At 74.8% G+C, this 10767-nt stretch carries 8 protein-coding genes and 1 pseudogene; 2 read left to right on the top strand and 7 right to left on the bottom strand.

Going from position 1 to position 10767, the window contains the following annotated elements:
• Nucleotides 1-30: 30 nt before the first annotated feature.
• Nucleotides 31-1248 (top strand): dimethylsulfone monooxygenase SfnG, encoded by a 1218-nt coding sequence (gene sfnG, locus WCS02_RS13005; protein WP_340293898.1) that lies wholly within the window; start codon nt 31-33, stop codon nt 1246-1248.
• Between the two features lie 34 nt (nt 1249-1282).
• Here the strand turns inward: sfnG and WCS02_RS13000 are convergent, their stop codons facing one another.
• The 5 genes from WCS02_RS13000 to WCS02_RS12980 form a co-directional block, all read right to left on the bottom strand.
• Entirely contained in the window at nt 1283-2566 is a 1284-nt protein-coding gene (locus WCS02_RS13000; RefSeq protein WP_465252398.1) for an alpha-amylase family glycosyl hydrolase, read from the bottom strand.
• Nucleotides 2567-2588: 22 nt separating this feature from the next.
• Nucleotides 2589-3149: a hypothetical protein gene (locus WCS02_RS12995; RefSeq protein ID WP_340293894.1), complete on the bottom strand. Its 561-nt coding sequence runs from the start codon at nt 3147-3149 to the stop codon at nt 2589-2591.
• Nucleotides 3146-4066, bottom strand: a complete 921-nt coding sequence (locus tag WCS02_RS12990; protein ID WP_340293891.1) for a sugar ABC transporter permease — start codon at nt 4064-4066, stop codon at nt 3146-3148. The genes WCS02_RS12995 and WCS02_RS12990 overlap by 4 nt, the downstream gene beginning before the upstream one ends.
• 10 nt (nt 4067-4076) lie before the next feature.
• A complete protein-coding gene (locus tag WCS02_RS12985; RefSeq protein ID WP_340293889.1) occupies nt 4077-5855 on the bottom strand; it encodes an ABC transporter permease subunit in 1779 nt (592 codons plus the stop codon).
• A gap of 211 nt (nt 5856-6066) precedes the next feature.
• Nucleotides 6067-7386, bottom strand: a complete 1320-nt coding sequence (locus tag WCS02_RS12980; RefSeq protein WP_340293886.1) for a sugar ABC transporter substrate-binding protein — start codon at nt 7384-7386, stop codon at nt 6067-6069.
• Between the two features lie 186 nt (nt 7387-7572).
• On the opposite strand from WCS02_RS12980, the gene WCS02_RS12975 reads away from it, so the two are divergent.
• Entirely contained in the window at nt 7573-8583 is a 1011-nt protein-coding gene (locus WCS02_RS12975; RefSeq protein WP_340293884.1) for a LacI family DNA-binding transcriptional regulator, read from the top strand.
• A gap of 9 nt (nt 8584-8592) precedes the next feature.
• Here the strand turns inward: WCS02_RS12975 and menD are convergent, their stop codons facing one another.
• Together menD and WCS02_RS12965 are read right to left on the bottom strand one after the other, a co-directional pair.
• Entirely contained in the window at nt 8593-10554 is a 1962-nt protein-coding gene (gene menD / locus WCS02_RS12970) for a 2-succinyl-5-enolpyruvyl-6-hydroxy-3-cyclohexene-1-carboxylate synthase (protein ID WP_340293882.1), read from the bottom strand.
• Between the two features lie 26 nt (nt 10555-10580).
• A pseudogene (locus WCS02_RS12965) lies at nt 10581-10767 on the bottom strand (o-succinylbenzoate synthase); the annotation flags it as partial.

Raw genomic sequence — 10767 nt, 5'->3', positions numbered from 1 at the left:
GCCCCCGGCCGCGCTCGCCGGGGCCGTGGCGTGAGCGCCCCCGGGGCCCCCGGCCCGGACCTGCCCGGCGGCGCCCAGGCCCCCGGCACGCGGGAGCCGGTGCGCTTCGCGTACTGGGTGCCCAACGTCTCCGGCGGGCTCGTCGTGTCCACGCTGCCGCAGCGGACCGACCACTCCCCCGCCTACAACGTCGACACCGCCCGCGCCGCCGAGGCCGCCGGCTTCGACTACGCGCTCACGCAGGTCCGCTACGGCGCGAGCTACGGCGCGGACGAGCAGCACGAGTCGACGTCGTTCTCGCTCGCCCTGCTGCTGGCCACCGAGCGGCTCAAGGTCATCGCCGCCGTCCACCCGTACTTCTGGCAGCCGACGGTGCTGGCCAAGTGGGCGGCCACCGCGCAGGAGCTCACGGGCGGGCGGCTCGCGCTCAACGTCGTCTCCGGCTGGTTCAAGGGCGAGGCGCTGTCGCTGGGGGCCACGTGGCTCGAGCACGGCGAGCGCTACCGGCAGTCCGAGGAGTTCATCGACGTCCTGCGCGGCGCGTGGACGACCGACGGCTTCACCTACCGGGGCGACTTCTTCCGCACGCGCGACCTCACGTTCCGGCCGCAGCCCGAGGTGCTGCCCGAGGTGTTCCAGGGCGGCAACTCCACGGCCGCCCGGCAGATGGCCGGCCGCGCGAGCGACTGGTACTTCATGAACGGCAGCAGCTACGACGGGGTGGCCGAGCAGGTGGCCGAGGTCGGCGGGTACGCCGCGGCGGCCGGGCGCCGCATCCGGTTCGGGCTCAACGGCTTCGCCGTGGTCCGGGACACCGAGGAGCAGGCGCGCCAGGTCGTCGAGGACATCGTGTCCCACGCCGACCGCGAGAAGGTCGAGGGCTTCGGCGAGGCCGTCAAGCAGGCCGGCCGCTCCGCCCCCGACGGCAAGGGGATGTGGGCCGACAGCGAGTTCAAGGACCTGGTGCAGTACAACGACGGCTTCCGCACCGGCCTGGTGGGCACGCCCGAGCAGGTGGCCCGCCGGGTGCTCGCCTACCGGCTCATCGGCGTGGACCTGCTGCTGCTCGGCTTCCTCCACGTCCGCGAGGAGGTGCAGGCCTTCGGCGAGCGCGTCGTCCCGCTCGTGCGCGAGCTCGAGCGCGAGGTGGCCGGCGACGTCGACGCGATCGGCTCCCTCGGCCTGGGCGAGGAGCTGGCCAGCGCGCTCGGCCTGCTCGAGAGCCCCCCGGTGGCCGCGCCCTCCTGAGGGGGCGGCGCCGGCCCCCCGGCGCGCCGCGCCGTCAGCCGCAGCGCAGGAACGCCGCCCCCGGGCCGGGGAACGACACCTGGACGGTCCGCGAGCCGTGCTCGACGACCGGGTCGCCCGGCCCGGCCCAGACCGGGACGCACTCCCCCACGAGCGTGGCGGGCAGGTCGACCGTGCAGGCGTCCCGGGCGACGACCACGCACACCCGCTCGTCCGGCGTCTCCCGCAGCCAGGCCATCGCGTCCTCGTCGGCCACGAGCCAGCGCATACCGCCCCGGCGCAGCGGCTCCAGGTCGTGGCGCAGCCGCAGCAGCGCGCGGTAGGCGTGCAGCAGGTCGCCGTCCAGGCGCTCCTCGTCGTCCCAGGGCATCGGGGTGCGCGACTGCTCGCCGTCGTCGCCGGTGAGGCCGAGCTCGTCGCCCGCGAACACCATGGGGATGCCGGGCCGGCCGACGAGCAGGGCGAGCGCGGCCACCAGGGCCCGCTCGTCGCCGCCGACCACGCTGAGCATCCGCGGGGTGTCGTGGGAGCCGAGCATGGTGACGTTCTGGACGGTCTGCTGCCACGGCACCGCGGCGGAGAACCTCCGCACCGCCGCGACGACGTCGGCGGTGGGCTTGCGGGGCACGGGCACCGGCATGCCGAGGAAGCCGTACGGCGACGCCGGGGCGGCGAGCCACTCCCAGACCGGCCGGGTGACGGCCGCGTAGTCCATCACCGCGTCCCAGCCGCCCGCGCCGGTCGTCACGTCGTCGGAGGTGTCGTGGAAGTGCTCGGCGAGCAGGAAGGAGCCGGGCCTCGTCGCGTCCATGGTCCGCCGGACCGTGCGGGCGACCTCGTGGTTGTGGTCGTCGCCCGCCTTCCGCCCGGTCATGTTGGCCACGTCGATGCGCCAGCCGTCCAGCCCGTCCGGGCCCTCGAGCCAGCGCGCGACGACGCTGCCCGGGCCCTCCACGAGGCGCCGGCGCAGCGACGGCGAGCCGTGGTCGAGCTTGGGCAGGCTGGGGACGCCGAACCACGACTCGTAGGCGTCGGGGTGCTCGGTGAAGTAGTAGAAGCCCGCCTCCGCCGAGCCCGGGTCGGCCTGGGCGGCGCGGAACCAGGCGTGCCCGGCGCCGGTGTGGTTGGTCGTCAGGTCCCCCATGACCCGGATGCCGGCGCGGTGCGCCGCGGCGACCAGGGAGGCGAGGGCCGCGTCGCCGCCGAGCAGCGGGTCGACCTCGTCGAAGCTCGAGGCGTCGTAGCGGTGGTTGCTCCGGGCCGGGAAGACCGGGGTCAGGTAGAGCACGTCGACGCCGAGCCGGACGAGGTGGTCCAGGTGCTGCTCGACGCCCAGCAGGTCACCTGCCGTACAGCTGGCGCGCCGTCGAGGGGCCCTCGTGCACGACGGGGTCGCCCCAGGCCGCGGGCTCGGCCCACGCGGGCAGCGGGCCGTGGTCGGCGCCGGAGCGGGCGAACCGGTCGGGGAACACCTGGTAGACGACGCCGTCGACCGCCCAGCCGGGGGCGGCGGGGTACGTGCTGACGACGTGGTCGGTGGCGTCGGTGACGTCGGAGGTGCTCACCCCCGCCGCGGTCGACCACCGGTAGCCGTGCGGGGCGTCCGGGCCGTCGTCGAGCAGCCAGCGGTAGCGGGTGAGCCGGTTGCGCACCGGCAGGTCGGCGGCGAACCACACGTCGTGGGCATCGGTGCGGACCGCCCGCGCCTGCGCGTACGACGGCTCCCCGTCGTGGACGTAGCGCAGGTGCACGGCGCGGACGCCGGTCTCCCCCGAGCCGTCGTGGGGGACGCGCAGCACGACCTGCACCGTGCTGCCGAGCTCCGCCCCGAGGACGGGCCCGTGCACCGCGGAGCCGTCGTGGTGCGGCTCGGTCCACAGCGGGGCGGGCCGGGGGGTCACTTGCCGGCCCCCGCGGTCAGCCCGGCGACCACGTACTTCTGCAGCCAGAGGAACAGCAGCACGGGCGGGATGGTGCCCAGGATCGCGCCGGCGGCGAAGAAGCCCCACTGCGCGTTGAGCGAGTCGCTGACCAGCCGGTACAGGCCGACGGCGAGCGTCTGGTCCTCGGGCTGGGTGAGCACGATGCTCGCGACGAGGAACTCGTTGAGCGTGGTGATGAAGGACAACAGGACGACCACCGCGAGCACGGGCGCGGACAGCGGCAGGATCATCGTGAAGAAGATCCGCGCGTGGCCGGCCCCGTCGACCTTCATGGCCTCGTCGAGCTCCTTGGGCACGGTGTCGAAGAAGCCCTTGATGAGGAACGCGCTCACGCCGAGCGCGCCGCCCATGTAGACGAAGACCAGGCCCAGGGACGAGCCGAGGCCGACCGCGGGGAACAGCGTCCCGATCTCGAAGACGAGCAGGAAGATCGCGACCGCCGCGAGGACCTGCGGGAACATCTGGATGAGCAGCAGCCCGAGCAGGCCCACCCGGCGCCCGGCGAAGCGGAACCGGCTGAACGCGTACGCCGACAGGCAGGCCACGAGCACCTGCAGCACCGCGGTGGTCACCGAGATGACCATCGTGTTGAGGAACCAGCTCGGGTACGGGTAGACGGGCGTGGAGAACAGGGCCCGGAAGTTGACCAGGCTCACCCGGCTGAACATCGAGTTGCTCGCGGTCAGCGTGCCGAGCGGGTTGAGCGAGGCGCTGACGACGAAGACGACCGGGAACAGCGCGAACACCAGGACGACGGCGCCGACGAGGTGCCGCCAGCCCGTGTCGGCGAACCAGCGGCGGAAGCCCTGGCGGCGGCGGGACGGGGCGGCGGGCCTGCTGCGGCCCGGGCCGACGGCGGTGGTGGTGGTGGCCATGACCAGCCCCTCAGTTGATGTCTTCGAGCGCGCGGGTCTGACGGAAGCTGACCGCCGAGATGCCGGCGACCACGACGAAGATGAGGACCGACAGGGCGCAGGCGAAGCCCCACTGCTGGCCGCCGCCGGACTCGAAGCCGAGCGTGTAGACGACGTGGATGAGCAGGTCCGTCGAGCCGATGCTGATCGACGCCTCGGGGATGTTCGGCCCGCCGCCGGTGACGAAGTAGATGAGCGAGAAGTTGTTGAAGTTGAAGGCGAAGCTCGCGATGAGCAGCGGCGCGACGCTCACCATGAGCAGCGGCAGGATGATCGAGCGGAAGATCCTGGTCGGTGACGCGCCGTCGACGCGGGCGGCCTCCTTGACCTCGCCGGGGATCGACTGCAGGGCCCCCGTGCAGACCAGGAACATGTACGGGAAGCCGAGCCACAGGTTGACGACGAGCACGCTGAGCTTGGCCAGCCACGGGTCGGTGAGCCACGGGACCTCCGCCCCGCCGAGCAGGACGACGTTGACGAAGCCGAAGCTCGGGTTGAGGAAGCCGGCCCAGAGCAGCATCGACATGAAGCTCGGTGCGGCGTACGGGATGATCAGGAGCGAGCGGTAGACCTTGCGGCCCCGCATGCGCGGGTTGTCGAACACCAGGGCGAGCAGCACCCCGAGGAAGAACGTCGACACCACCGAGACCAGCGCGAACGCGAAGGACCACAGGGTCACCGACAGCAGCGGGCCTGCCAGCCGGTCGTCGGTGACGACCCGCTCGAAGTTGGCCGTGCCGACGCCGACCCGCCAGCCGGGGGTGAGCTCGCGCCCGTCCTGGCTGACGTAGAAGCCGCGGGACTGGTCGGCGGTGTAGACGGCGTCGTCCCGGGTGTCGGTGAGGGTGTCGCCGGCCTCGTCCCAGGTGAGGAGCGGGCGGTTGACGTAGGCGGTGCGCCCGTCCTGGGTGCGGAGGCTGCCTGCGTCGGGGTCGTCGTCGGTGGCCAGCGGGACCCGGAAGCCGATGACGGCCTGCTGCCGCTCGGCCAGGTCGCCGAGCGCCAGGCTCTGCCAGCCGTCCAGGCCGGTGGCGCGGCCGTCGTCCTCGGTGGTGACCGCGTCGTGGTCCACCTCCTCGACGCCGGCCGCGGTGCCGAGGCTGACCTCCCCGTCGGGGTCGGTGAGCAGGAAGGCGAGCTCCTCGGCGGCGTCCGCCGGGCCGTCGGTGGCCTCGTCGGCCGGGGCGTCGGCACCCTCGCCCTCGTCGGGTGCGCCGGCCGCGTCGGCTGCGTCGGCGGAGTCCGGGTCCGCGCCCCCGGCGGGGGCGGCGGTGCCCTCGCGGGCCAGCACGGTGACGGCGTAGGCGGGGCTGTCGGGCACCCGCTGCTCGGACACGGCGAGGATCTGGGTGCGGGCCTGCTCCTGGTCGATGGTGTGGGCGTCGCCAAAGTTCGTGAACGCGACGAACACCGTGTAGACGACGACGAGCACCTGGAACACGAGCAGGAAGAACAGGCCGGGGAACAGGTACTTGGCCGGGACGAACCGGCCGGTCGCGTAGACCACGTCGGCGGCGAGCAGCGACAGGGCGAGGAAGGCGACGAAGCCCCACTCGCGCGCCCCGAACGCCACCAGGACCGCGAAGACGCCGACGGCGTTGAGCAGCGCCATGAAGGCGACCTTGAGCAGCAGGCCGGTGAGGGGGCCGGGGCGGCGGGGCGGCCGGGCCGACGGGGTGGGCACGTCGCCGGGCGGCGGGGCCGCGGGCGGGTCGCCCTGGGTACGGGCGGGCGTCAGGGTGCCGGACAACACGGCCTCCGCTTCGTCGAGGGGGTGCGTGGTGGGGGTGGACGTGCGGGCGTACCGGGGCTGGAGGAGCTCGCCGAGGCGGGCCGGGCGTGCCGGGCTGGGGCCCGCGGGGCCGGGAGGGTCGCTCCCGGCCCCGCGGGTGGTCTGGTGCGGACGACCGCGCGGGGGGCGGACGTGCGGGTGGCGCAGGCGTGCCGGTCGTGCGGGCCCGTCAGGACCCGGCGATCGCCTCGCGGATCTTGGTCGCGGCGTCCGTCACGAGGGTGGCGGGGTCGCCGGCGCCGAGCATGATGTCGCGCTGCGCGTTGCCGTAGTCGCCCCACACGGAGTCCATGGCGGGGATGTTCGGCAGCGGCTGCCCGGACGCGCCGTAGGCACCGAAGCCGGCGATGACCGGGTCGGCCGACACCTCCTCGTACACCGCGGTGTTCGCCGGGGGACGCTGGCCGCCCTCGTAGAGCGCGCGGGCGGTGTCCTCGGTGCCGAGGTAGTTGACGACGAAGTCGTTGGCCACGATCGGGTTCTCGGCGTAGGCGGAGACCATGAAGCCCTGCACGCCGACGAACGGCTGGCTGGGCTGGCCGCCCGCGGACGGGATGGCCTCGACGGAGAAGTTCACGCCGCCGTCGGTGAAGGCCTCGAGGTTCCACGGGCCGGTGATGGCGTACGGCGCGCGACCGGTCGCGAAGGCCTCGGTGGCCAGGTCGAAGGTGAGGTCCGGGTTGAGGTACCCGGCCTCGGTCCACTCGGCCAGCTTGGCCGCGAAGGCGAGCCCGCCCTCGTTGTCGATCTGCAGGTCGTCGGGGTTGTACGACCCGTCGGGGTTCTGGCCGAACACCTGCGAGCCGAACGAGGTCTGGACCGGGTAGAAGTGGAAGACGTCGCCCGCGTCGCCCACCTGCAGCGCCAGCGGGACGTCGGCCTGGCCGGCGTCGACGAGCGCCTTGCCCTCGGCGAGCATCGACTCGAAGTCTGCGGGGGCCGCGGGGGCCAGGTCGGTGTTGCGGAACAGCGCGATGTTCTCCACGGCGTAGGGCAGGCCGTACGTCGTGCCCTCGTACGTCATGGCCTCGACCGCGACGGGCTGGAAGGTGCTCGCGGTCTCGCCGAGCTCGAGCGGGGCGACCGCACCGTTGGTGACGAGCTGACCGAGCCAGTCGTGGGCGCCGATGATGATGTCGGGGCCCTCGCCGACCGGCCCGCGGGAGATGAGGTTCTCGCGGATCGTGCCGAAGTCGAGCTGCTGGACGGCCACGGTGAGGTCGTTCTCCGCACCGAAGGCGTCGCCGATCTCCTGCACGACAGGGGCGCGGGTCTCGTCGGTCCAGATGACGAGGTCGGCGTCGGCGCGCTCGACCGGCGCCTCGCTCCCCTCGGCGGACGGCTCGGCGGCGGCCTCGGCGGACTCGTCCGTGGTGGGCTCGGCGGCTGCGCTGCCCTCGTCGGCGGGGGCGGCGTCGGAGCCGCCGCACGCCGTGGCCACGAGGGCGAGGCCGGCGACCATCGCCACGACCGGGATGCGTCGTCGCATCGGGGTTCTCCTGTCTGTCGGCCCGCCCGTCGGTCGAGCGGCTGCGGGGGAACGTAGCAAGAGCAAGCGCAAGACGGAAGAGTCTTGCGCGCAACTTCCGCCCCCGTTACCGACTCTTGATCTGCTGGCAGTGCGCACCGGCCGCGTTCCTTGCGCCCCGTGTTGCGCCGGTGCCACGCTCCCACCATGACCACCCTCGACGTCATCGCTGCCGAGGTGGGCGTGAGCCCCGCCACCGTGAGCCGTGCCCTGCGCGGCAAGAACGGGGTCAGCGACGCCGTGCGGCTCCGGGTGCTGGCCGCGGCGGAGGCCGCCGGGTACGTGGCGAGCAAGCGGAGCACGGGCCTGGACACCGACGTCGTCGGCCTGGTCGTGCCCGAGCTGGACAACCCCGTCTTCCCCGCGTTCGTCCAGCGGATGCAGACGCTGCTCGTCCAGCAGGGCTACACCCCGATCGTCGGCTCCCAGTTCACGCCCGGCGTGAGCGAGGACGAGTGGGTGGAGCTCATGCTCGGCCGGTCGATGGCGGGGCTGGTCGTGGTCTCCGGCATGCACGCCGACACCACCTCCCCGCCGGACCGGTACCTGCGGCTGCGCCGGCTCGGCGTCCCGCTCGTGCTGGTCAACGGCTTCGTGCCGGACCTGGACGCCACCTTCATCGCCGTGGACGACGCGACCGCGGTCGAGATGGCCGCCCAGCACCTGGGCACGCTCGGGCACCGCAGGATCGGCCTGGCGGTCGGCCCCGAGCGCTACACGCCGGTCGTGCGCAAGGTGGAGGCGGTGCAGCGGTTCGTCGCGGCGCGCGCCGACGGGGGCGACCCGTTCACCGGCCTCGTCGAGCACTCCCTGTTCACCATCGAGGGCGGCCAGGCCGCCGGGCGGCGGCTCATCGAGGCCGGCGCCACCGGCATCGTCACCGCGTCGGACCCGATGGCGCTGGGCGTCATCCGGGCGGCGAGGGCGATGGGGCTGTCGATCCCGCGGGACGTGTCCGTCATCGGCTTCGACGACTCCCCCGTCAACGCGTTCATGGACCCGCCGCTGACCTCGCTGCGCCAGCCCGTCGGCGACATGGCCTCCGTGGCGATCACGGCGCTGGTCGAGCAGCTGCGGACCGGGCAGCACCCGACGACGGAGTACCTGTTCGCCCCCGAGCTCATCGTCCGAGGGACGACGGGCCCGGTGCGCCGCTAGACCCGGCGGTCAGCCGGTGAGCGCGGCCCCGCGGGCGGCGTCGGCGACGGCGCGGGCCAGCGCGCGCGACCGGTGACGGTCGAGCACGCACTCGAGGACCTGGCTGCTGCCGTCCCAGCCGGCGAGCTCGTCGTCCAGCTCGGCCTCCGTGGTGACCAGCCGGTGGGGCACATGGTGGGCACGGCAGAGCGCGGCCACGTCGACGTCCTGCGGGGTGGCGAAGAACCGCTCGTGCACCGCCGCGAACCGCTCCTCGCCGTGCTCGAGCAGGGAGAAGATGCTGCCGCCGCCGTCGTTGCCGAGCACGACCTGCACCGGCGGCCGCTCCTCCGTCGGCCCGACGAGCAGGCCGTTGCTGTCGTGGAGGAACGCCAGGTCGCCGAGCAGGGCCCGCACGGGGGTGGAGCGGGCCAGCGCCAGGCCGGCCGCCGTCGACACCGTGCCGTCGATGCCGGACAGCCCGCGGGAGGCGTGCACCGGGGGCTGCTCCGTCGCGTGGTCGAGCACGAGGTCGAGGTCGCGCACGAGGCTGCTCGCCCCGACGAGCAGGGGCGGGCCGTCGACGCCGTAGTCCTGCTGGGCCCGGGCGACGGCGCGGGCCACGTGCAGGCCGGACAGGCCCTGCCAGCCGTCCAGCACGGCGTCGACGGCCGCGCGCGCCCGCCGCCCGGCCAGCAGCCAGCGGTCCAGCCAGACCAGGTCCTCGGCCATCGGGTTGGCCGCCATGACGGCCGCGACGCGCCGGTGCGGACGGTCCGGGCCTGCCATCCCCGCCAGCGGGACGTGGACGACCTCGACGTCGGGGCGGGCGAGCAGGCGCGTCACCGGGCGGCTCAGCGTCGGCCGGCCGAGGACGACGACGCGCTCGACGTCCGCGCCGAGGCCGGGCAGGTCGAGCAGGTGCCGGTACGCCGCGACGGCCGAGCTGCTCGCGCCGGCCCCGCACGACGGCTCCCCCAGCAGCGGGAAGGCGGCGGGGTCGGCGAGCTCCCGGACCTCGGGGCCCGCGCCGTCGCCGGCGACGACCACGGTGCGCCGGCGCGACCACATGAGCAGCTGCCCGCCCGGGCCCCGGGCAGGGTCGGCGTAGGACAGGTCGAGCTCGTCCTCGTCGTCGACCTCCTCGGCGGGCAGGTCGGGGTCTGGGTCGACGGCCGGGTCGAGGGCCGGGTCGAGCGCCGGGTCCAGGGCCGGGTCCAGGGCCGGGTCCAGGGCCGGGTCCAGGGCCGGGTCCAGGGCCGGGTCCAGGGCCGGGTCCAGGGCCGGGTCCAGGGCCGGGTCCAGGGCCGGGTCGTCGGCGCCCGCCACCGCCGCGAGGTCCTCCAGCGGGTGGACGGGCCGGTCGGCGTCGGGGTCGGCGAGCAGCTCGGGCAGCACGGGCCCGCGCGGCGGCTCCGGCTCCCACGAGAGGTCGTCCGGGACGAGCGGCTCGTCGAGGCCGAGGTCGAGGTGGACCGGGCCGCGGCGGCCGTCGCGCGTGCCGTCGGCGGCGACGCCGAGCGTGCGCGCGACCGCGCCGACGACGACGCCCGCCCAGTCGACGTCGTCCGACGACGCCAGGTCGAGGCTGGCCAGCGCCGCCCCGGTGAACGCCCCGGCCTGCAGCGGCGTCGTCTGGTTTGCCCAGGTGCCGCGCAGCCGGGCGGGCCGGTCGGCGGTGAGCAGGAGCAGCGGGACCAGGCCGTGGTGGGCCTCCCACACCGCGGGCAGCAGGTTGGCCACGGCGGTGCCGGAGGTCGTCACCACCGCGGCGGGCGCGGCCCCGCCCCGCCCGACGCCCAGGGCCGTGAACCCGGCGGAGCGCTCGTCGACGCGCACGTGGACGCTCAGCAGGCCGGCCTGCTCCGCGGCGTGCAGCGCGTAGGCCAGCGGCGCCGACCGGGAGCCGGGGCAGAGCACGACGTGCTCGACGCCGGCGTCGACGAGCCCCTGGACCACGCCGCGGGCGGCCAGGGTCGAGGCGTCGTCCACGGGCCCAGCATGCCCGGTGCCGGGGCTCACCCCAGCAGCGCGTGGCAGCGCCGCAGCCGGTCCCGCCACCACCGCTGCCGCTCCGGGGGCGCCGCCCAGCGGGCGAGCAGGTCGGGCTCGGCGACGACCGGGCCCACGCGGACGTGCCCGCCGACCGGCAGGAGCGGGTCGGCAGTGACGTCGGCGGCCAGCAGCGCCGCGGTGCCGAGCCCC

Source organism: Aquipuribacter hungaricus (assembly GCF_037860755.1).
GTDB classification, from domain to species: Bacteria; Actinomycetota; Actinomycetes; order Actinomycetales; family JBBAYJ01; genus Aquipuribacter; species Aquipuribacter hungaricus.
The sequence above is the reverse complement of the archived record's forward strand: the minus strand, read 5'-3'. Positions and strand labels throughout refer to the sequence as shown.